Source organism: Pseudooceanicola profundus (assembly GCF_054919315.1).
The window spans coordinates 3,195,115-3,217,022 of the sequence record NZ_CM142898.1 but is presented as its reverse complement, the minus strand read 5'-3'; the positions used below and the strand labels follow the sequence as shown (position 1 = coordinate 3,217,022).

21 protein-coding genes are annotated in these 21,908 nt (G+C 63.8%); 15 read left to right on the top strand and 6 right to left on the bottom strand.

Annotated features, from left to right (window positions below; all coding sequences use genetic code 11):
- Positions 1-2 precede the first annotated feature (2 nt).
- From ACX9MO_RS14815 to ACX9MO_RS14785, 7 genes are all read left to right on the top strand, one after another.
- Complete coding sequence (locus tag ACX9MO_RS14815) at positions 3-683, top strand: uracil-DNA glycosylase (RefSeq protein WP_462212388.1); 681 nt, start codon at positions 3-5, stop codon at positions 681-683.
- Positions 680-1,495 (top strand): indole-3-glycerol phosphate synthase TrpC, encoded by an 816-nt coding sequence (trpC, locus tag ACX9MO_RS14810; RefSeq protein WP_462212387.1) that lies wholly within the window; start codon positions 680-682, stop codon positions 1,493-1,495. Before ACX9MO_RS14815 ends, trpC begins: the two co-directional genes overlap by 4 nt.
- Complete coding sequence (moaC, locus tag ACX9MO_RS14805; protein ID WP_222489439.1) at positions 1,495-1,971, top strand: cyclic pyranopterin monophosphate synthase MoaC; 477 nt, start codon at positions 1,495-1,497, stop codon at positions 1,969-1,971. Before trpC ends, moaC begins: the two co-directional genes overlap by 1 nt.
- Positions 1,968-3,140, top strand: coding sequence for a molybdopterin molybdotransferase MoeA (locus ACX9MO_RS14800; protein ID WP_462212386.1), 1,173 nt, complete (start codon positions 1,968-1,970; stop codon positions 3,138-3,140). The genes moaC and ACX9MO_RS14800 overlap by 4 nt, the downstream gene beginning before the upstream one ends.
- Before the next feature lie 359 nt (positions 3,141-3,499).
- On the top strand, positions 3,500-4,738 hold the full coding sequence (gene pepT, locus ACX9MO_RS14795; RefSeq protein ID WP_462212385.1) for a peptidase T: 1,239 nt from the start codon (positions 3,500-3,502) through the stop codon (positions 4,736-4,738).
- Between the two features lie 408 nt (positions 4,739-5,146).
- On the top strand, positions 5,147-6,166 hold the full coding sequence (locus tag ACX9MO_RS14790; protein ID WP_222489436.1) for an LLM class flavin-dependent oxidoreductase: 1,020 nt from the start codon (positions 5,147-5,149) through the stop codon (positions 6,164-6,166).
- A gap of 113 nt (positions 6,167-6,279) precedes the next feature.
- Entirely contained in the window at positions 6,280-6,975 is a 696-nt protein-coding gene (locus ACX9MO_RS14785; protein ID WP_462212384.1) for a YoaK family protein, read from the top strand.
- Positions 6,976-7,716: 741 nt separating this feature from the next.
- Here ACX9MO_RS14785 and ACX9MO_RS14780 read toward each other — a convergent pair.
- The 3 genes from ACX9MO_RS14780 to ACX9MO_RS14770 form a co-directional block, all read right to left on the bottom strand.
- A complete protein-coding gene (locus tag ACX9MO_RS14780; protein WP_462212383.1) occupies positions 7,717-8,760 on the bottom strand; it encodes a hypothetical protein in 1,044 nt (347 codons plus the stop codon).
- 105 nt (positions 8,761-8,865) lie between these two features.
- A complete protein-coding gene (locus ACX9MO_RS14775; RefSeq protein ID WP_462212382.1) occupies positions 8,866-9,405 on the bottom strand; it encodes an HNH endonuclease in 540 nt (179 codons plus the stop codon).
- Between the two features lie 255 nt (positions 9,406-9,660).
- A complete protein-coding gene (locus tag ACX9MO_RS14770; RefSeq protein ID WP_462212381.1) occupies positions 9,661-9,822 on the bottom strand; it encodes a hypothetical protein in 162 nt (53 codons plus the stop codon).
- A 603-nt stretch (positions 9,823-10,425) separates the two neighbouring features.
- Between ACX9MO_RS14770 and ACX9MO_RS14765 the strand changes: the two genes are divergently transcribed.
- The 3 genes from ACX9MO_RS14765 to ACX9MO_RS14755 all read left to right on the top strand — a co-directional run bounded on the left by ACX9MO_RS14765 (position 10,426) and on the right by ACX9MO_RS14755 (position 14,108).
- A complete protein-coding gene (locus tag ACX9MO_RS14765; protein ID WP_462212380.1) occupies positions 10,426-11,541 on the top strand; it encodes a DNA cytosine methyltransferase in 1,116 nt (371 codons plus the stop codon).
- 99 nt (positions 11,542-11,640) lie between these two features.
- Positions 11,641-13,101 (top strand): ATP-binding protein, encoded by a 1,461-nt coding sequence (locus tag ACX9MO_RS14760; protein ID WP_462212379.1) that lies wholly within the window; start codon positions 11,641-11,643, stop codon positions 13,099-13,101.
- Entirely contained in the window at positions 13,098-14,108 is a 1,011-nt protein-coding gene (locus tag ACX9MO_RS14755; RefSeq protein ID WP_462212378.1) for an O-methyltransferase, read from the top strand. Before ACX9MO_RS14760 ends, ACX9MO_RS14755 begins: the two co-directional genes overlap by 4 nt.
- 389 nt (positions 14,109-14,497) lie before the next feature.
- Here ACX9MO_RS14755 and ACX9MO_RS14750 read toward each other — a convergent pair whose 3' ends face one another.
- Positions 14,498-15,205, bottom strand: a complete 708-nt coding sequence (locus ACX9MO_RS14750) for a LexA family transcriptional regulator (RefSeq protein ID WP_462212377.1) — start codon at positions 15,203-15,205, stop codon at positions 14,498-14,500.
- A gap of 211 nt (positions 15,206-15,416) precedes the next feature.
- Positions 15,417-15,701: a ParB N-terminal domain-containing protein gene (locus ACX9MO_RS14745; protein WP_462212376.1), complete on the bottom strand. Its 285-nt coding sequence runs from the start codon at positions 15,699-15,701 to the stop codon at positions 15,417-15,419.
- A gap of 37 nt (positions 15,702-15,738) precedes the next feature.
- Between ACX9MO_RS14745 and ACX9MO_RS14740 the strand changes: the two genes are divergently transcribed.
- The 4 genes from ACX9MO_RS14740 to lexA all read left to right on the top strand — a co-directional run bounded on the left by ACX9MO_RS14740 (position 15,739) and on the right by lexA (position 18,191).
- Entirely contained in the window at positions 15,739-16,680 is a 942-nt protein-coding gene (locus ACX9MO_RS14740) for a hypothetical protein (RefSeq protein WP_462212375.1), read from the top strand.
- Between the two features lie 11 nt (positions 16,681-16,691).
- The gene (locus ACX9MO_RS14735) at positions 16,692-17,021 is read left to right on the top strand and encodes a hypothetical protein (protein ID WP_462212374.1); all 330 of its coding nucleotides are present in this window, start codon (positions 16,692-16,694) and stop codon (positions 17,019-17,021) included.
- Complete coding sequence (locus ACX9MO_RS14730) at positions 17,018-17,266, top strand: tail fiber assembly protein (protein WP_462212373.1); 249 nt, start codon at positions 17,018-17,020, stop codon at positions 17,264-17,266. Before ACX9MO_RS14735 ends, ACX9MO_RS14730 begins: the two co-directional genes overlap by 4 nt.
- Positions 17,267-17,483: 217 nt before the next feature.
- Complete coding sequence (gene lexA / locus ACX9MO_RS14725; protein ID WP_462212372.1) at positions 17,484-18,191, top strand: transcriptional repressor LexA; 708 nt, start codon at positions 17,484-17,486, stop codon at positions 18,189-18,191.
- Here lexA and ACX9MO_RS14720 read toward each other — a convergent pair.
- Positions 18,185-20,317, bottom strand: a complete 2,133-nt coding sequence (locus tag ACX9MO_RS14720; RefSeq protein ID WP_462212371.1) for a ComEC/Rec2 family competence protein — start codon at positions 20,315-20,317, stop codon at positions 18,185-18,187. The two genes, lexA and ACX9MO_RS14720, sit on opposite strands and share 7 nt — an antisense overlap.
- Positions 20,318-20,458: 141 nt before the next feature.
- Between ACX9MO_RS14720 and gltX the strand changes: the two genes are divergently transcribed.
- Positions 20,459-21,871, top strand: coding sequence for a glutamate--tRNA ligase (gene gltX, locus ACX9MO_RS14715; RefSeq protein WP_462212370.1), 1,413 nt, complete (start codon positions 20,459-20,461; stop codon positions 21,869-21,871).
- The last annotated feature ends 37 nt before the right edge of the window (positions 21,872-21,908 follow it).

Genomic DNA, 21,908 nt, shown 5'->3' with positions numbered 1-21,908 from the left:
CCATGATCCCCGATACCTCCCGGCTGGGCGGCTGGTCCGCCCTGCCCTTCTTCCGCGAGGCCTACCCGGCCCTTGCCGAGAAACTCTCCGCCGACAGCCGCACGATCCTGCCGCCCGCCGGTCAGGTCTTTGCCGCGCTGGAGATGGTGCAACCCGCGGACGTGCGGGTCGTCATCCTCGGGCAGGACCCCTACCCGACGCCGGGCCATGCCCATGGCCTCGCCTTCTCGGCCGAGGCCGACGTGCGCCCGCTGCCACGCTCCCTCGGCAATATCTACAAGGAGATGGTTGAGGACCTAGGCGCCTGCCCGCCCAATGCGGACCTGCGCTTTCTGGCCCGCCAGGGGGTGCTGCTGCTCAACACCGCGCTGACCGTTCCCGCGGGCGATGCGGGCGGCCACGCCAAGCTCGGCTGGTCCCGCCTGACCGCAGAGGTCATCGGCCACCTCGCCGACAGCCCCCGCGCCTTCCTGCTCTGGGGCCGCCCGGCGCAGGGCTATGCCAGGTACATCACCGGCCCGGCACTCGGCCAGCCGAAGCACCTCATCGTCGAGAGCCCCCACCCCTCGCCGCTCTCCGCCCGGCGCGGCTTTTTTGGCTCCCGGCCATTTTCAACGGTGAACAACTGGCTTAGGGAAAGGGGCGAAGACGAGATCAACTGGACCACGCCGGAGGGCACATGACCGGAACCGTTCTGGACCGCATCAAGGCCTACAAGCTCGAGGAGATCGCCGCCGACAAGGCCGCCGTTCCCTATGCCGAGGTCGAGGCCGCCGCACAGGCCGCCTCCCCCGTGCGCCCCTTCGGCGCCGCGCTGATCAAGGCGCAGGAGACCGGCTACGGGTTGATCGCCGAGGTCAAGAAGGCCTCCCCCTCCAAGGGTCTGATCCGCGAAGACTTCGACCCCGCGACGCTGGCCGCCGCCTACGAGGCCGGGGGCGCCACCTGCCTCTCCGTCCTGACCGACACGCCGTCCTTCCAGGGCGCGAAACCCTTCCTGCAGGAGGCCCGCGGCGCCGTCACGCTGCCCGTGCTGCGCAAGGATTTCATGTATGACATCTACCAGGTGGCCGAGGCCCGGGCGCTTGGTGCGGATTGCATCCTGATCATCATGGCCTCCGTCTCGGACGCGCAGGCGGCCGAGCTCGAGGATGCCGCGCTTTCCTGGGGCATGGATGCCCTGATCGAGGTCCACGACGGCGAGGAACTCGACCGCGCGTTGCAGCTGAAATCGCCCCTCATCGGCATCAACAACCGCAACCTCAAGACCTTCGAGACCTCGCTCGACACCACCCGCACGCTGGCCCCCCGGGTGCCCGCCGACCGCATGGTGGTGGGCGAAAGCGGCCTTTTCACCCCCGCCGACCTCGCCGATCTGGCGGGCTACGGGGTGCGCAGCTTCCTCATCGGCGAAAGCCTGATGCGGCAGGCCGACGTGACGCAGGCGACGAAGACCCTGCTGGCCGATCCGGTTCCGGCGCAGGCCACCGCCTGATGACCCAGAAACTGACCCATTTCGACGAGAGCGGCGCGGCCCATATGGTCGACGTCTCCGAAAAGGCCGTGACCGCGCGCGTCGCCACCGCCGAGGGCTGGGTGAAGATGCAGCCCGAGACGCTGGCCCTCGTGACCGGGAACCGCGCCAAGAAGGGCGATGTCCTGGGCGTGGCCCGGCTCGCCGGCATCATGGGGGCGAAACGCACCGCCGACCTGATCCCGCTCTGCCATCCGCTGCCCGTCACCAAGGTCGCGCTGGAACTGACCCCGGACGAGGGCCTCCCCGGCGTGCGGATCACCGCCACGGTCAAGACCACCGGCCAGACCGGCGTCGAGATGGAGGCGCTCACCGCCGTCTCCACCGCCGCGCTGACGGTCTACGACATGCTGAAGGCGGCCGAGAAATCCATGGAGATCGGCGGGGTCCGCGTGACCCTGAAGGACGGCGGCAAATCCGGGCGGTACGAGGCATGATCTCCGTCGCCGAGGCGCTGGAGCAGCTCTTCGCCCTGGCAGAGCCGCTCGGCTCCGAGGAGGTGCCGCTCGCCCGCGCCAATGGCCGCGTGCTGACCGCCCCGGTGACCGCGCTGCGCGACCAGCCCCCCTTCCCGGCCTCCGCGATGGATGGCTATGCGGTGATCGGCGACGAGGTCCGCCCCGGCGCCCGTTTCACGGTCACCGGAGAGGCCGCCGCGGGCCGGGCCTTCGCGGGCAGCGTCGCCCCCGGCGAGGCCGTGCGCATCTTCACCGGCGCCCCGGTGCCGCCGGGCGCCACCCGCGTCGTGATCCAGGAGGACGTGACCCGCGAGGGTGCCACGATCACCCTCTCCGACCGGCTCGACAGCGCCACGCACATCCGCGGCGCCGGCATCGACTTCACCAGGGGCCAGACGATCCCCGCCCCACGCCGCCTGCGCCCGGCCGAGATCGCGCTTGCCGCCTCGATGAACGCAGGCTCCCTCACCGTGGCCCGCCGCCCCAGGGTCGCGCTGATCTCCACCGGGGATGAGCTCGTCCTGCCCGGCGACAGGCCCGGGCCCGACCAAATCGTCGCCTCCAACACCTTCGGCCTCGCGGCCCTGCTGGAGGCCAACGGCGCCGAGGCCCGCATCCTCCCCATCGCCCGCGACACCGTCGAAAGCCTGACCACCACCTTCGACCTCGCCATGGATGCCGACCTCATCGTCACCATCGGCGGCGCTTCGGTGGGCGATCATGACCTCGTCGGCCCCGTGGCCCGCGACCTCGGGATGGAGCAGAGCTTCTACAAGGTCGCCATGCGCCCCGGCAAACCGCTGATGGCGGGCCGCCTGCGCGGGGTGCCGATGATCGGCCTGCCCGGCAACCCGGTCTCGGCCATGGTCTGCGGCCACGTCTTCCTGCTGCCGGTGATCGACGCGATGCAGGGCCTGCCCGCCGTCCCCCGCCCGCTGCTGGAAACCACGCTCGCCGCCGACATCGGCGCCAACGGCCCCCGCGCGCATTACATGCGTGCCCGCCTCACACCCGAGGGCATCACCCCCTTCGAGAGCCAGGACAGCGCGCTGCTCTCCATTCTCGGCGCCGCCGACGCCCTCCTCGTCCGCCCGCCTCAGGCCCCTGCCGCCAAGGCCGGCACCACGGTCTCCTACCTTCCCCTCTAGGGCCCCGGAACGCACCCGAAGCCCCTCCCTCATTTTCGTTTCCGAAAGTATCCTCGGGGGTGAATTGCGGGCGCAGCCCGCAAGAGGGGGCAGACAGCCCCCTCAAAATTCTTCCAAGAATTTTGCCAAGAACTTTCGAAACGCCTTGGTCCCGGCCCGCCCGACGCGCGCCCCGCAAGCCCCCCTCTCCCCTTGCCCTCTTTCTCCAAGCCCCCCGGAAAACACGTATTTTCCGCCCCCTCTTCCGCCGGCGGCCCGGCCCACTCAGCGCCACGCTCCCGGGGCCCGCCCCACCCGGCGGCAGGCTTGACTCTCCCCCCGCCCCGGCGCCTCCTGCCGCGCAACAGAAAGGAGCGCCCATGACCCATCCCTTCGACCCCGAGCTCGAGGCCCGTCTCCTGCGCTATGCCGCGATCGACAGCCAGAGCGACGCCAATTCCCCCAGCTCCCCCAGCACCGAAATCCAGTTCGGCATGCTCCACCTGCTGAAGCAGGAGCTGGAGGAGATGGGCGCGGCCGAGGTCACGCTGACCGATTATGGCACCGTGCTGGCCACGATCCCCGGCACCGCCGCAGGCCCCACCATCGGCTTCCTCGCCCATGTGGACACCGCCCCGCAGTTCAACGCCGCGGGTGTGAAGCCGCGCGTGATCAAGGGCTACAACGGCGGCGCGATCACCTATCCCGATGCCCCCGATCTCGTGCTCACGCCCGAGGAATTTCCCTACCTCGCGGAGAAACAGGGCGAGGATATCATCACCGCCTCGGGCCTCACGCTGCTCGGTGCGGACGACAAGGCGGGCGTGGCGATCCTGATGACCGCGGCGCGCAGGCTGCTCTCGGATCCGTCGATCCCGCACGGGCCCATCCGCCTCGCCTTCACCCCGGACGAGGAAATCGGCCGCGGCGTGGCCGCCGCCCTGCCCAAGGACCTCGCCGCCGATTTCGCCTATACCTTCGACGGGGGCGCGGTCGGCGAGATCGAGTACGAGAGCTTCTCGGCCGATATTGCCCATGTCACCGTGACGGGCGTCTCGATCCATCCCGGCTGGGCCAAGGACAAGATGGTGAACGCCATCCACCTCGCCTCGAAGATCGTGGACACCCTGCCCCATGTGACCCTGACGCCCGAGACGACCGCGGGGCGCGAGGGCTTCATCCATGCCACCGACATGACCGGCGGCTCCTCCGAGATGAAGCTGACCTTCATCCTGCGCGATTTCGAGCGCGACGGGCTGGCGGCCAAGGGCGATCTGCTGCGCAAGGTCTGCGAAGCGGTGCAGGCGGGCGAGCCCCGCGCCCGGATCACCTGCGAGATCACGCCCCAGTACCGCAACATGCGCTACTGGCTCGAAACCGACATGACCCCGGTGGAGCTGGCCCGCAACGCGGCCCGGGCCCATGGGATAGAGCCGACCTCGGTCCCGATCCGCGGCGGCACCGACGGCTCCCGCCTGACCGAGATGGGCGTGCCGACCCCGAACATCTTCACCGGGATGCAGAACATCCACGGGCCGCTGGAATGGATCTCGGTGCAGGACATGCGCCGCGCGACGGAGGTCTGCCTGACGCTCGTGGAGCAGGCCGCCAGGGGCTGACCTCCTGGCAGGGGGCTGGCCTGGTCCCGGGCGGCCCCCTACCGGGAATAGTTCTGGCCCGGACGCACGCCTTGCCCGGGCCACGCAGGCGGCCCCGCTGCGCCGGGGCATGACGGCCGGCAGCGACCGGTCCCGGCCGCCCGCGCGCAGAGCGCCCCTCCTCCCGCCTCTGCCCCCTCTTCGCGCCCACTCTGCCCCTCCTCTGCCTGCCTGCACCGCCCCTCGCTGCGCGCCCGCTCTGCCGCCCTCCGCATACCGCCTCTGCACATCACCCCTGCACCCGCGCACAGAGCCTGCGCCCCCGGGCCCCGGCCGCCGCCCTTGCAGCGGGGGGCACTGGCTCCCTAGGTAAGGCGCAACAGGGTGGCCGCCCCGGCGCGCCGCCTCTTTCCATTCGGGAGCACCCACATGAAGACCATCGGTTTCCTTTCCTTCGGCCACTGGGCACCGGACCGCGGTTCGCAGGTGCGCACCGCGCAGGATGCGCTCCTCCAGTCCATCGACCTCGCCGTCGAGGCCGAGAAGCTGGGGCTCGACGGGGCCTATGTCCGGGTGCACCACTTCGCCCGGCAGCTCGCCTCGCCCTTCCCGCTGCTCGCCGCCATGGGCGCGCGGACCTCGAAGATCGAGCTCGGCACCGGCGTCATCGACATGCGCTACGAGAACCCGCTCTACATGGCCGAGGACGCGGGCGCGGCGGACCTGATCGCGAACGGGCGGTTGCAGCTCGGCATTTCGCGCGGCAGCCCCGAACAGGTGGTCGATGGCTGGCGCTACTTCGGCTATGGCCCTGAAGAGGGTCAGGACGCCAGCGACATGGCCCGGCGCCACGCGCTGATCTTCCTGAGCCAGCTGGAGGGCAAGGGCTTTGCCGAGCCGAACCCGCGCCCGATGTTCCCCAACCCCCCGGGCCTCCTGCGGGTGGAGCCCCATTCCGAGGGCCTGCGCGAGCGGATCTGGTGGGGGGCTGGCTCCGACGCGACCGCCCGCTGGGCCGCCGAGATGGGCATGAACCTGCAGAGCTCGACCCTGAAGGATGACGAGACCGGCGAGCCGTTCCACATCCAGCAGGCCAAGCAGATCCGCGCCTATCGCGAGGCCTGGAAGGCCGCGGGCCACGAACGGACGCCGCGCGTCTCGGTCAGCCGCTCGATCTTCGCGCTGATGAACGACAAGGACCGGATGTATTTCGGCCAGGGCGGCAAGGACGCGGATCAGGTGGGCTTCATCGACAAGACCCGCTCGATCTTCGGGCGCGGCTATGCCGATACCCCCGACCGGCTGATCGACCAACTGCGCGAGGACGAGGCCATCGCCGAGGCCGATACCCTGCTGCTGACGGTGCCGAACATGCTGGGCGTGGCCTACAACGTCCACGTGATCGAGAGCATCCTGACCCACGTGGCCCCGGACCTCGGCTGGCGCTGAGGCCCTCGCAGGACCTCTCAAGGGGGGGCGACGTGTCGCCCCCCCATCCGCCCCCTTGCCCTTGCGCCGCGTCCGTCCGACTGTAGCGGCAGGATTTCCCGGGGAGGCGCGCCTTGCTCATCCATGCCGGACGGGATCGGCCCGTCACCTTCGACCTGCAGCTCGCCGTCTGGCTCTCGCTCGCGGCGGGCGCGGTGAACGCGGCGGGGTTCCGGGCGCTCGGCTTCTTCTCCGCGAACATGACCGGCAATGTGTCCTCGATGTCCGAGGGGCTGGCCAGCGGCGACCTGTGGCTGGCGCTGTGGTTCTTCTCCCTGCTCCTCGCCTTCATCCTCGGGGCGCTCATCTCGGGCCTGCTGATCGAGGAAGGCCAGAGGCGCGGCGTCCGGGGCATCTATGCCTACAGCATCCTCCTCGAGGCGGCGCTGCTGATCCTTGTCGCCCTGATGGAGGTCTTCTGGCCCAGCGACCGGGCGGTGCATCTCATGCTGCTCGGGCTCAGCGCGATCATGGGCCTGCAGAACGCCGCCACCACGCGGATTTCCGACGGTCGTGTCCGCACGAGCCATGTCTCGGGCATCGCCACGGACATCGGGCTGGAACTCGCCGCCCTGCTGCGTCCCCATGGCGCGAGACGCGACCCGGCCACCCGCGCCACCGCCAGCCGGCTGATCCTCCATGCCGCGACCCTCGGCGCCTTCTTCGGCGGCGGGGTGATCGGGGCCTGGGGCTATGCCCTGGCGGGGCCGCTGCTCTTCCTCGGCGTGGCCGGGCTCCTGCTGGCCGTGGCCTTGCCGGCTGTTAGATGACGCGCCGCTTGTTAGTTGACGGGTGATCTTACTAGGAGGCAGGAAGAGCCAGGCCGATGACGGAAGGAGCCGGACACACTCGCGAACAAGCCTTCTCCACGTGCCTTGAAGCGCCGTTTCTCGGCGTGGGGTGAACCTTCATTGAAACGATGAACGTTACCAGTTCTTCGTAGAAGGCCACTTATGTTCAGTTTGGGAAGGTCGGGGCCTGATGGCGCTAAGCCTCGTTCAACACGGTATAAATCGGCGTTTAGCGCACCTTCAATGACCCACCGTGGAGCAGGCGGCTGGCCCAGAAAGCGGGACCCAAGCCGTCAACTTTGTGGGGCTCGGCCCAGTTAGCGACTTTTCGACGTGATTTCAGCCCCTTGAGCTGAATGAACGCGATGCAACCGAGACAAAAAGTGGGACCCAATTCTTACTCGGCGCCAGGGCTCTTCTAGAGCATAGTCAGGAGCAGGCCCATGCCTTCCCACCACCGCTAGGTTGGTATCAACACGAAGGGCGGGAAGCGGAAGCTCGCTGCGTTCGCGAACGGATTGGCGGCTAATGCAGCATACCCGAGATAGCGCAGTGCCACCACCGCGAGCTAGAAGCCTTCAAATGCAAGCGTCTCTCGGCCTCTACTGATCTTTCGCTGAGGTCTTGACTGGTGTTCTGGGCTGAACTATCTGTCACAGTAAGGGAACATCAGTCCCCAACGGCATAGACGGGCTAAGCATTCGGTGCTGCCCAATATTTTTAGGAGCCGCTGCCTAGGAGATGCGTTGTAGCAGTTCCTGCAGCGGCCTCTATCGCTACGTCGACCTTTCTATCAGCATAACCTAAAAAGCCACCGAACCAGCGGCGCAGAATGCCTGGCTTTACAAGTTGCTCGATTTCGTTAGCGAGTTGGGCAGGGCTCAAGTCCGTTCGCCGCAGTATTTCGGACATCTCATGGCAGGCCAATTCATCCACCTTGTCGCCTTCGGCGGGTTCCAAACTCGACAGTCGCTCCAGCAGTGCTTGTATCGCTGCTTCAAGCGACTTTGGTCCTGAAATTTTCCCGGCCGCCACCTGTCGAATGTAAAATGAGTGCGCGTAAGCAAGCACGCGAATTTGGGTGTAGAATAGACGTGCCAACCGCTCCCTCGACGCCTCCGCCGAAAGCGAAGCAACGGACGGGATCACCGCCACATCGAAGGCCTGACCCTGCCTGCCGGACCTGGTAAGGAAGAGTTCAAACTCGCCGTCCCGAAACAAGTCGCGCTTCTGCCTCTCCGCCTTTAGACTCGTTTCTCGGCCAGATCGAATGAAGATGAATGGAGCGCCAACTCCGACATACCTAGAGCCGACGGATTCTATGTCGTAAGTGCTGAGGTCCTTGGTTCTCGTACTGCTGAGTAGCCAGCCATCCCGAAGAGCCCGTTCCGCGTCGGAAAAGGATTGAGTAATTTCTCGACCATCAAGCAACTCAACCCTTAGGTCGTTTTGCAAGATCTGTGCGGCAAGTTCCGAAGCACTGTACTCAACCCTACCTTCGGTTTCGGCAATCTCGTGAATGGAGCCCTCATTCAGACGAAAGCCTAGCTCGAAGCGGCCAGCCATGTGTCCGTCGAAATAGAAACGGCGGTATATGGGGTATGCTAGGATGGAACGCTGCGATCCGGGAATTGGCTTCAAAAAATATTGAGACGGGTACTTAACCGCATTGTCACAGTCAGCGTAGTAGTTCTCGCCAGCATAACCCGCACCCGACTTCGTCCTTGTGTGAATTTCCCCGAAACCACGAGCAAACTCGGCCATCGGGTCCGCTTGACCCCATGCGGGACGGTCCAAGCGCCCGGCCCTATCGCGGTGTAAGCTCCGAAAATCGGCAAGCGGGAATACAACGGAAAAATACATGGCACTTCAACTCCACCCCTTTTGATTGATTGAAGCAGATAGCTCCTCCAACGTCCACCAGGGTCGCGCCGCTTGAACCATACGGTGGCAGTTCGCACAGAGCAGGACCAAGTCGGCCAGTTTCGTGGTCTCCCCAGCCGTGAGTTCGGACACTGGTTTGGTGTGGTGGCACTCGATGAACCCAGCGCCGCGCTCGCCATAGACCTTCAGGAAGTCGAAACCACATGCCTCACAGCATAAATGCCCGTATTTCTTGAAGAAAGACGCCTTCTTGCGTTTAACGATGGCCGCTTTGCGCTCGCGATAGCGGTGCAAGCGTGTAAGTAACTGGCCCTCGCGGGCCTCGGCAGCATCATCATCTGGCGGAACGGGGGTGTCGCCCGCCATCGCGGCGCTGGTTACATTCAAGATGTTAGTGACAACCTTTTTCAACACTATCGGTTTTTCGGCGAACTCGTCCCAGACGATCTGCTCCAGCTTGTTGCCCTGAGGCAGACCCTTTGTGTCGTGCTGCGGGTCGTGGGATCGGAAATTTAGCAACTTCATCGAGACTCCGGAAGGGTTCCGAAAGGTGTCAGATCCGGTCAAGCCGAGTGCCTTGGCAACCTTGCTAATGTCGTCCGCCAATTCCAGAACGCCCCGCCAGTGGGCGAAAAGTAGTCGCCCCGATTGTCAGGATAGTAGTCCAGGGCGACGAGATGCTCGTCTCGCATCCAATCGGGGTTTCGCTTTTTCTCGGCCATGTCGGCATTGTTCGCCGGTCAGCGCCGATCCCACCATATATTTCTGTCGCCGATCCACTCAAGCGCTGTCAGGCAAAAGAGCATATAGGTTGGTGTCCGGGTCGCCGATCAGGGCGAACGCCTCGGTCTCATCTTTCGGCGGCACCATGCCTTGCGGGTTCGGAGTCTTCAGGTCAGCTGCGATGCAAAAGGCCCAGATCAAAATTGGAACTTCCCACATTGAAGGTGGGCACCAGATGTTTGACTGGCTGCCCATGTGCAACCCTCACGCGGTCCTCGGCCAATACCGGAACGACACAGGACGCGACTGGCTCACGAGGCCTGCTTACAGCGCTGTGCGGGAGCTTTGGCCTGCGGCGAATGTCCGGAAGGCGAGCAGCGACGGCAGCAATGAGGTCTGCCGCTCGACGTCGGCTACGGGCCGGCCGCGGGCCCAAACAGAAACACGTCGACTGCCGCTTCCGCTCCCTAGCCGCCACTGCCGCTCACGCCGGACGCGGCGAAGGTCAGCACTCCGCCCGATAGGTCCTGGATCGCTCATCGGCCCTGAGCCGTCATTCATGCCAGGCGCAGCCGATGACCGTAGCCAGCCTAGACATGCCTTTCGAGCAACGCTCGGCGAGTAACCGGTCCCAGCCCGTAACCTGACATTGATCGTGCGCCGCATGAACAACTGAGTAGCCAGGGGGAGCTGCCAGTCGGACCGTGGGCGAGGTCCGGCCCGACTCGACTCACCTGCCAACTGAATGGTCGACATTTGGTGGGTGCCTATGCCAAATGACTGCAAGAGCCTGCCGCGTTTGGCGGCGCAACGAGACCAGCCATGTCAAATCATAACGAAGTCCCTCTGAAGATGCCCCTCATTGACGTGTTCTCGGGCGGAGGAGGACTGACACTAGGTGCTCATATGGCTGGGTTTCGAACCGCAAAGGCAGTCGAGATTGATCGTAACCTCTCGGCTTCTTACATGCGAAATTTCCCTAGCGTTGATCTTATCACCGGAGATTTGAACGAAATTTCCGTCGATTCTCTCCGTCTCGAGGAGCCATTTGGAATGATCGGAGGACCTCCGTGCCAAGGCTTCAGCGAGATCGGACGAATGGACGAAGCCGACCCCAGACGTACACTACTGACCGTTTTCTGTCGTCGCATCGCGGAGCTGCGGCCTGCATTTTTCATTTTTGAGAATGTTCGCGGCCTCTTGTTCGACCGAAACAGGCCATTCTTGGACGCTGCACTCGAAGAAATTCCAGCGCTCTACCGCATCCTTGAGCCGATGCTTTTAAATGCTGCTGACTATGGCACACCAACCAATCGAAATCGTGTTTTTGTTGTTGGTTATGATCCAACTCAGATTTCGTCACTTGACCCGAATTTTCTTTTTTCACGAGCGCTTGCCCAAGACAAACAATCAACTGTACGTGATGCTTTTGAGGGCCTTTCCGCGTCCATTCAAATCGGCACGTCCGACAGGTTCGACATTTGGAAGATGAAAGAATCGCCATCTGCTGGCAGCTACGCCGCAAGCCTTGCTGCAGATGACCTCAAGTTTACGGGTCATCGAGTGACAGCTCACAGTCAAGCTGTTGTAGATCGCTTCGTTAAAGTCCCGCAGGGCCGTGTGGACCCCGTCGGGCGACACCAAAGACTCTGTTGGGAAGGTAAATCACCGACGCTCCGAGCGGGGACAGGATCCGACAAGGGCTCTTACCAGTCTGTTCGCCCGATTCACCCCTCCGAACCACGCGTTATCACTGTTCGTGAAGCAGCGCGCCTTCAGGGTTTTCCGGATTCACATCTATTTCACCCCACAGTATGGCATAGCTTCCGCATGATCGGCAACAGCGTGCCACCCCATTTGGGAGCAGCCGTACTATCTTGGATCGCAGATGGTATCAGCCGCTCTGAAACCGCATCAGCGACTCTAGCCGCTGAATGAAGATTGGACATAGTTGTTGGCGGCAAAAGGCTATAGCTATTGGTCCTGAAGACCTGATGCGCCACCGAAAAAAACTAGACCTAAGTAGCGAGAAATTTCATGGGCATCACAAAAGATGATGAGGCGGGAGCGCAAAGCCCAAATCGGACAGCCTCAACAAAACCCACCAAATCTTTCTTTATTAAGATGCTCACGCGGGATATCGCGCTTGACGACGCAGTCCTGGACTTGCTCGACAACTGCCTAGATGGTGCGGCGCGCGTACTACGCGCTAGAGGATCGAAACCCGATGAGCTTTTGCCCTATAAGGGATTTCGCGCGGAAATTCATTTTTCCAAGGACTGCTTTAAGATCTCCGACAACTGCGGAGGCATTCCGATCAAGCTTGCGGCTGAACGCGCATTTCGAATGGGTCGCCCGGACGTCGCGCAAAGCGAGGGTGATCGCGGGACAGTGGGTGTCTATGGCATCGGCATGAAAAGGGCTCTATTCAAGTTCGGATCAAGCATCAAAGTCACATCAGCGGGCGATGATCCGTTCACGGTTGACATAGGGCAGGAATGGCTTGAATCCGAGGAATGGGATGACTTTGATTTAAAGCCATATTACGAAGGAGAGGTGAAGGGCGGAACTCAAATATCCGTTGAGAGTCTTCTAGATTCAGTCTCGGATGCCTTTTCTGATCCAGATTGGGTGAAATCCTTTTCTAGCTATGTCGGCGAGCACTATTCTATTTTGCTCTCCAAGGGATTCGAAGTAAAAATAGGATTTGCGGGAGGCACTCCGGAAGCTGTCCAGCCTATTCGTATGACGACCTATCTTTCAGACACAGCACTTGAGGATGGCACTAGAATTGCGCCAGCCATTTATAGGGGTTTAGTTTCAGGCGTTCAAATTGAAATCATTGCCGGACTAATTGCTCCACCAAAATCCATGGAAGAGGCTGATCACGACAGCGAGAACACGGCGAGCGATGTGAAGGCTGGTTGGACGGTAGTCTGTAATGATCGAGTGGTGGTGAGTCATGACCGGACACACTTGACGGGTTGGGGGCGTAGCCCGATCCCGTCTTATCATGGGCAGTACTCTGTGATAGCAGGGTATGCGTTCATGAGATCAGACGATGTATCTTCTCTGCCCTTGACGACTACTAAGCGCGGGATCGACCTAAACTCTTCGGTCTACGCGGAAGTGATGACTCTCATGCAAGATGCCATCCAACCATTCATTAAATTTACTAACGATTGGAAAACCGCCGAGCAAAGATCTGTGCCGATGAAGGGAGCCGCACCAGCAACACTCTCGAGCATTCGCTCCGAGTATATCTCGAGTCTTTCATTCAATCCCGTTCGAAAGGTGACAGGAGTTGAACGTAGCGTTCCGAAGCTGCCAACTACCAAGGTCAAGCGCGCTAAGCGGACTTGCCTTCTACTTGATGACGACGAAGGACTAGCCGTCTCCAAGTACTATGGAATTGACGAAGAAGCGCCCTGGACTGCGACTTTAGGGAAGGCTTGGAACGAGGCTGTTATTCGAGCCAAGAAGGCTTCCGGGAAATGAGCGCTGCTGACCTGGCGTATCATCTGCGCAGCGGAAAGTTTGCTGATAGAGCCCTATTCGTTGAACTTTTGCGCCGCCTCGAAAGGTGGCGTTCGTTTGAAAATTGCGCTTACGTTTCAATGGGCGGTTATACTATGTCGGACCACGCACGTGTCTCGCGCGTGCTCGGTTTGAAAACATTGGTTTCGTTTGACATATGCCCAAGCACCGTCAAGCGAGCGGAATTCAACAGGCCGACCGACGCCGCGGAGGTTAGGAGAGCTTCTGCCAAAGATATAGCTGAAGATATGGATGGTCTATTCTTGGAATGGGGCATCCGACCAACCGTTGGGCGCATCGTATGGTTCGACTTTACGACGCCAAAACGCCTCAGGGATGATCTGTCGGCTTTCGGACAATTGGTTGCAAGTTCAGCCCCCGGAGACGTTCTTAGGATCACCCTGAATGCGGAGCCGCGAAACCTACCTCTGGCAAAAGACTCTGGCGAGGATTTGACAGAAGAAGATAGGAAGCGGCGTCGCTTAGAGAGTATCCTCGACCCTTCCGACTTTGGCGGAGACGACCCGAATGAGTACGTAGGTCTTCCTCGGATTTTGGCGAGGGCGATCGGTCGAATCTCGACACGTGCGGCAGGCCGCCGTCGGCGCACCGTTTGCCTCTCTTCCGTTTCATATTCCGACGGGACACAGATGGTTTCGGTCACTCTCGCGATTACCCCGCAACCATCTGATAAGGCAGAAATCTCGTACGACCCACGGACCAAGGCAAATCTCGAAAGCTGGCCGCTCGCATCGGAGGAATGGGACGATATTCACGATCTTCAAGTGCAGGCTCTGACTTCGCGCGAGCGTGATCATCTCGAGCGTAAGCTGCCGAGCACTCCTGTTGCTGATATTTTGAAGGAAATGGGCATTGATGACCTGCCAGGATTACCAGACCCTGTCGCGCATTTTGAGCGCTACCGTGATCTCGTCCGCTTTTATCCGGACTTTATTTCTCTGACTTAGGCTCTGGTCGGCATTTATGCCGCCAAGTGGCGGCTAGACGAACTACCGCAATCATTGCTCATTCGTTTTCCGTTAGCGACCGGTGCGTTCTTCGGCGAGACGTCGCAGTAGTTGCAGGCCACCTTCGCCCTCCGAAAGGTCCCGCGATGCGCGCGAGGCGGTAGCTTCGTGCACTTCTAGGTCATTCGAGCAGTGCGCGGCGAAAGTCGGCTCCCCGCCCTTTCATCGGGGCATTTGATCTCGTGCAGTGAACCGTTGATGGCCGGGAGCACCGATCGTGGGCAAGGTCACTAGTTAAACCTCGCCACCACCTACACGTTGCAAACCCCGTTCTTTGGCTCAGAGTAGAGCGGCTAGGCTGCAAGCGAAAACAGCACAACACCCCTAGCTCAGTTTGAGACGTGGCCCCACCAGACCACCTTACCAATGATGGCCAACTCCTTCAGGTCCGCGCCCGTCAGAACCTCGGGCTCGTAGCGGCTACGATTCTCCGAATATAGGACGACCTTGTCCTGGCTCGGGCGACGAACCGCCTTCACACGGAGATCGTCGCCAAGGCGCAGCACGAAGATCTCGTCCTGGAAACCGCGTCCGACAGAACGCCCCTCAGGCCGCACGCGCGGCTCTGTCCGGTCGGTATCGATCATCATCACGTCGCCGTCCCAGATCAGCGGCTCCATGCTCTCACCACGGGCGCGGAGCAGAACGGCACGACTGGGCGTTACGTCAAGTTTGGCGAGCCAGTCGCGACGAAACGCGAGGGGCTCGCGTTCCTCGAGTTCCGACACATAGCGCCCTGCCCCGGCCGCAGCTTCAGCATTGGTACTGCTGATAAGGGCGTAGTCGTGCTCCAAGTCGCCCGCAGGCATCACAACATTGATCACGCCAGAGTCGCGCTTCTTCCCGATATAGAATTCTAGGTCGAGAGCCTCACAGAGTGCGGATATGCGCTCGATGCTGGGTGAACTCCCGCGCTTCAAATCTTGGACTGCGGTGACCTTACGCGAGCCAAAGGCGCGCTCCGAGAGCTCGGCCATGGAATAGCCGAGCGCCTGACGCCGGTCTTCGACCAGAGAGAGAAACTTGGCGCGATCCATAGTGGAAAAATGCACTAAAGCGCAGCCTCACGCAAGCTTCCCTTGATTTTTCCATCTAGTGTATATATCCATTATTAATCTGATGGAAAAATCCACGGTGGGCAGATGGAACTCAACGACCTGATACGCCTTGTCGAGGCTTACTGCGCCTTCATGAACCGAAGTGAGGCAACGATCTCCAACAAGATCACTGGAAGCCATGCTCGGCTCTTCAAGCGCATCCGTGCCGGCAACTGGTGAAGGAGGGGCAGGAGAGGCGGAGGAAGTCGCTTTTCACCTGCTCGCAGAAGACCTCGTTCAAAGGGGTGTGGGCGCCGTCTATCAGGATGTATCCAGCCTTGGATTTGCGAACGTGGATGGGTGTCGTGATGCCCGTGTCCTCGGCCATGACGATGAGGTTTTCGACAAAGGCATCACGCACTTCTCGCAAACGGCTGGACACCTCGATGTGATCCAGAGCAATGCGTTGAACGTTGCCACCGTGCAGGAACTTCATGCGAACGCCCCCTTTTGGTGATCAGGGTTGTGGCTCATTGAAGTATCCCCGCGCCGTAGATCAGCCCGACCACGAGAAGGGCGAAGCAGAGGCCGCCCAGAAGGTCACCCCAGAGGCTTTCAGAGAAGGCCCGTTCTGCCTCGCAGATAGATTTCCAGACTGCGCGCAGACGTGCCGCGCGCGGTCCTTCGGGTTCTCGACCAATGGCGTGCGGCGGGTGCTGCTGGGGTCCAGTGCTATGCAGGTCGATGTGCCGATCACCGGATCGGCCGTGCAGTCCAGCTTGTCCGACGCCACCAGCGGCAAGCTCCTGAAGGTGGGGGCCTTTGGGTGCGGCGGGGAGGCGATCAATATCACCGGTGCGACGCCGCTCGCCGAACGCGACCTTGGCTCGGGTATATACATGTTCGTCGGTTCTGACACCCCCGGCGGACCAGAGACATCGGCATATTTCTACGTGCTGCAGGTTTCGAAGAGCAGCTCGGGCCGGCGGCATCTCTTGTGCTGGCGGGACGGCAGTTCCCCAGCGGAGCCGCGGATCTGGACCGGATCTCAGGCCGCTGACGGGAGCATTGTCTGGAACCGCGTCTTGACGCGAGAGTACGGCATCTTGGGGACGGTTTCGGAAGACGGCGGGGTGCCGACGGGCCAAATCATTGAGCGCAGCAGCAACACCAATGGGGAATATGTGAAATTTGCCGATGGGACGATGCTCGCGTTCTCACCGACATTCACATCTGGCGCCATCGCAACTGCCGCCGGGAATGTCTATCGAGACTCAGCACAAATAAGCTGGACCTATCCGGTCTCCTTCGTCTCAGCCACGACATCACTGAACGTCTTCGCGAGCCTTGGGAACGTCAACTGCTGGCCAGCTGTCGGGACATTCTCCGGCTCCGCTAGTTGCTACGTGATGTCCCATCTTAACACTCAATCAAACGTACCGGTTCGCTTCATGGCGATCGGCCGCTGGTTCTAAGGAGCAAGAAGATGAACATCACGTTTTCGCCTGTCGCCGGGCTGCCCGTTCTCGCCGTATCCAAGAGCGGTGACGTTCTCACGCTGAACGGTGAGACCTTCGACTTCACCGCTCTGCCCACCGGCGCCACCCTCCCGAAGGAGGCGATCACCTGCGAATGGATTTCGGGCGATGTCAGCCGCGACGAAAGCGGCGTGCTCACCGTGCCGATGATCTTACCGCACGGCCCCAACGCCCCCGAAGCGACGCGCTTCCCGGCCCCGATGACCGACGTAGAGGACGGCACGGTGGCCCTGCCCCTCTACGACATGCCCGCACCTGAAGAGGAGGTCCAGGAATGAACATTGACTGGAGCAAAGTAATCACGGCCGAGGCGAGACAGGCAACTGCACTCTCAGACGCGACTGAGGCCCTGAGAGCGGAGCGAGATCGCCGCCTGGCTGCCAGTGACTGGACCATGATGCCGGATGTGACCCCGCCGGGCGGGACGGCGAGCTGGCAGAGCTATCGTCAGGCACTGCGCGATCTCCCGGAGACGGTGGTGGACCCCGCCGCGCCGGTCTGGCCGGTGGCGCCGGGAGAGTGAAGTTGAAGGCCCCGTTCAGCGACCGTTGAACGGGGCCATAAACGCCCCGTTCCCGAAAAATCGTTTGCTGAAAGTTTGCGTGTAAATTCCTGCAAGTTCGTTTGTCACGCTACACTACACCCCCTGTTGAGCAAACGGGACCAAAATCGGAACATTTGACAGAAAACGGGAACGGATGTAGAACAAAGCGGAACGAAACCGCGTACGAGGGCGAGAGATGCTCACCAAGAAACAGCTCGACCTGCTGGAATTCATCCACAAACGGGTGCAGCGTGACGGCGTGCCGCCCTCCTTCGACGAGATGAAGGAGGCGCTGGACCTGCGCTCCAAGTCGGGCATTCACCGGCTGATCACGGCGCTTGAGGAACGCGGCTTCATCCGCCGGCTGGCGCACCGGGCCCGCGCGATCGAGATCGTCAAACTGCCCGAGGCCCTCGCCGACAGCCCCCCCGAGACCGGCTTCACCCCGCAGGTGATCGAGGGCGGTGCACAGGCGGCCGCGCCGCGTCCCGCGAATGTCCAGCCGGTCGAACCGATCCACGCGATGGAATTGCCCGTCATGGGCCGGATCGCCGCCGGTGTCCCGATCGAGGCGATCTCGGAAGTGTCGCATCACGTGGCGGTGCCGGGCTCCATGCTCTCGGGCCGGGGCGAGCACTACGCGCTGGAGGTTCGCGGCGACTCGATGATCGAGGACGGGATCAACGACGGCGACGTGGTGGTGATCCGCGAAACGCCCTCGGTCAATGACGGCGACATCTGCGTGGCCCTCGTCGAGGGGCAGGAGGCGACGCTGAAACGGCTCTACCGCCGCAACGGCATGGTGGAGCTGGTGGCCGCGAACCCGGCCTATCCGCCGCGCATCCTGCGCCCGGATGCGGTGAAGGTGCAGGGCCGCCTCGTCGGGCTGATCCGCAGCTATTGACGGCGCCGGGGCGTCCAGAGCCGCGCCGCTCTTTCGTCCGAGCCATCATCCGCGCCGATCCACCGGCCATCGCGATACAGCAGGGCCCCGCGCCGCAAGGCGGCGGGGTCCAGCGTGTCACAGGGCAGCCCCGGCGGCGGCTTGGCGTTCACCACGACGATCTCGCCCGCCGTGCAGCGCAGCCCCGCGACCGTGGCCTTGCCGGTGACATGGCGGATCAGCCGCCCGTCCGGCAGGCGCGGGTCCTGCCACCGCGCCGCCGCCTCGCGCCGCGATGACAGGTCACCGTCATTCTCCAGCCAGACCCCGGCGGCGAAGCCGGCCGCGCGATCGCGGCTGAGCGCCCGGCCTTCGGCGGTCATGAGCCCGACCAGACGGCCCTCCGCCTCCACCAGAAGCAGCGGGCGCTCCGCCCCGGACCAGAACCAGAGCGCCACGCAGACCGGCCCCAGCCCCGCCAGCCGGCCGCGCCCCTGCCAGAGCGCCAGCATCAGCCCGCCGAACGCGAGCAGCGGCAGCACGGCGGGCGGCGGCGTGACCACGCCCGCGACCGCACCGGGGCGGGTACTGACCTCCCGCGCCACGAGGAGAATCCAGTCGAGCCCCTGCCCCATGCACCAGAGCGGCAGCGCCTCGAGCCCGAGCGGCGTCAGCAGGGCGGCCACCACGGCGGAGGGCACCACCAGCAGCCCCATGACCGGCACCGACAGCAGGTTCGCCGGCAGTCCGTAGAGCGCCATCTGGTTGAAATGCGCCGCGCCCACCGGCCCGGTCGCCGCGCCCGCCACGGCGGAGGAGATCACCAGCGCCACCACCGGGCGGGTCCATCGCGGCAGCGGGCTGTCCCGTCCCCGCAGCAGGGCGAAGACCGCGACGAGCGCCACGGTGGCGGCGAAAGACATCTGGAAGCCGGGGCCCAGAAGCGCCTCGGGCCGCAGGGTCAGGACGATGAGCGCCGCAAGCGCCACCGCCCGCAGGCTGAGCGCCCGGCAATCGAAGAGCAGCGCCACGAGGGCCACCGCGACCATGATGAAGGCACGTTCCGTCGCCACGTTGCCGCCCGAGAGCGCGAGGTAGACCGCCGCCGCCGCAAGCGCCCCCACCGCCGCGATGGAGCGGCAGGGCCAGCGCAGCGCCACCCAAGGCACGAGAGCGAGCGCCAGCCGGAGCCCGGCGAAGACCACCCCCGCCAGCAGCCCCATGTGCAGCCCCGAGATCGCGAGCAGATGGGCGAGGTTGCTGCGGCGGAGCGCCTCCAGCGTCTCCTGCCCGATGCCGGAGCGGTCCCCCGTGGTGACGGCGGCGGCGAAGGCCCCGGCCTCGCCCGGGATCGTCGCACGGACATGATCCGCGATGGCCATGCGCCAGCGGAACACCCGTAGCGCGCGCGGCTCGGGCGGCAGCAGGGTCACCACCGGCACGCGGGTGTAGCCGAGCCCCCCCAGCCCCGCGAACCAGGCATGACGGCGGAAGTCGAAGCCGCCGGGCTCCACCGGGCCGCCGGGCGGCGCAAGATGCGCCGTGGCGAGGACCGTCGCGCCCGGGTGCATCCGGGGCCCGTCCTGCTGGCCATGCAGGGCGATGCGGACCCGCTCCGGCGTCCGGTCCGGACCGCGCCCGGCAAGGATGACCCGGTCCAGTTCCAGCCGCAGCGCGTCGGAGGCAGAGCGATCCATGGCCACGATGCGCCCCTGCACCGGCCCGTAGGTTCGGGCCTCCAGCACCGGCGCGGCCACCAGATGCGCCCGCACCCCGGCCCAGCCGAGCCCGCCTGCGAAGAGAACCAGAGCCCAGACCAAGGGGGCAAAGGCGACATGACGATGGGACCCTTCCAGCCGCAGCGCCCGAAGCAGGCCTGCGAGGCAGGCGAGGCCAAGCATGGCGAGCGCCTCGACCGGCGGCTCGACTGGCAGGCCGAAGTAGCAGCCGATCCCCGCCGCGACACAGACCGGCGCCCAGGGGAACAGATGGCCGCGCTGTTCCAGCAGGCAGCGTGCGCCCCCTTCTACGGGCCAGCGGAGCCAGCGCACGGCCCCTGCCCGGCGCTGATGCTCCGCCCCGGGGCGCCCCGTCGTGCCGCGCCCCGGTTGCCCCTCGTCCGCCTCGGCTGCGGGCGTCGGCGCCACGGCCGCGCCCCGCACCGGACGCGCCCCTGACAGCCTGCGATTCCCGCCTCGCGTCCCGGGCACTTGTCACCCCTCCGCCGCGCCGATAGACAGGCCCCGAACGCTAGACCCCGTTGGTTACCGAGAGGTTAATTCGCCCCGATGTCCGCACCCGTCGTGACCCGCTTCGCCCCCTCGCCCACCGGTTTCCTGCACATCGGCGGTGCCCGGACGGCGCTCTTCAACTGGCTCTATGCCCGGGGCCACGGTGGCACCTTCCTGCTGCGCATCGAGGACACCGACCGCGAACGCTCGACCCCCGAGGCGACCGCCGCGATCCTCAAGGGCCTCGAGTGGCTCGGCCTCGACTATGACGGCGATGCGGTCAGCCAGTTCGCGCGCGCCGACCGTCACCGCGAGGTGGCGCTGCAGATGCTGGAGGCCGGCCACGCCTACAAGTGCTTTGCCACGCAGGAAGAAATCCAGGCCTTCCGCGAGGCCGCCAAGGCCGAGGGCCGTTCGACGCTCTACCGCAGCCCGTGGCGCGATGCCGATCCCGCGACCTACCCGGACGCGCCCTACGTGGTGCGCCTGAAGGCCCCGCGCGAGGGCGCCACGGTGATCGCCGACAAGGTGCAGGGCGACGTGACGATCCGCAATGACCAGCTCGACGACATGGTGCTGCTGCGCTCGGACAGCACGCCGGTCTACATGCTCGCCGTGGTGGTGGACGACTACGACATGGGCGTCACCCACGTGATCCGGGGCGACGACCACCTGAACAATGCCGCGCGGCAGATGATGATCTACACCGCCATGGGCTGGGACCTTCCGACCTATGCGCATATCCCGCTGATCCACGGGCCGGACGGCAAGAAGCTGTCGAAGCGGCACGGCGCGCTCGGCGTCGAGGAATACCAGCAGATGGGCTACCCGGCTTCGGGTATGCGCAACTACCTCGCTCGTCTCGGCTGGAGCCACGGCGACGACGAGGTGTTTACCGACTCGCAGGCGCAGGCGTGGTTCGACCTCGACGGCATCGGCAAGTCCCCGGCGCGGTTCGACTTCAAGAAACTCGAAAATCTCTGCGGTCATCACATTGCCGCGACGGAAGATGCTGCGCTGCTGCACGAGGTGCAGGAATTCCTTGTCGCGACCGGTCAACCGGTGCCCGAAGGGGTCCATCTGGAGCGTCTCGGAGCCGCGATGCCGGTCCTCAAAGAGCGGGCCAAGACCTATCCGGAACTCCTTGAAAAGGCATACTTTGCACTGTCAACTAGGCCGATCGAACCGGAAGAAAAGGCCGCAAAACAACTGGATGCAGAGGGGCGGACACTGCTGTCGGAATTGACGCCGCACCTGCAAAGTGCTAGCTGGACGCGGGACGCACTGGAGGCAGCTGCGAACGACTTCGCCGCTGCGCACGACATCAAGTTCGGCAAGATGGCCGGGCCCATGCGCGCCGCCCTCGCGGGCCGGGCCGCTACCCCCAGCGTGTTCGATATGATGATGGTCCTCGGGCAGGAGGAAACCCTCGCCCGGCTGACCGACGCCGCGAAGGGAGGACAGGATTAACCCTGTCGCAAGGTAGCGGCCATTATTGCGGGTCATG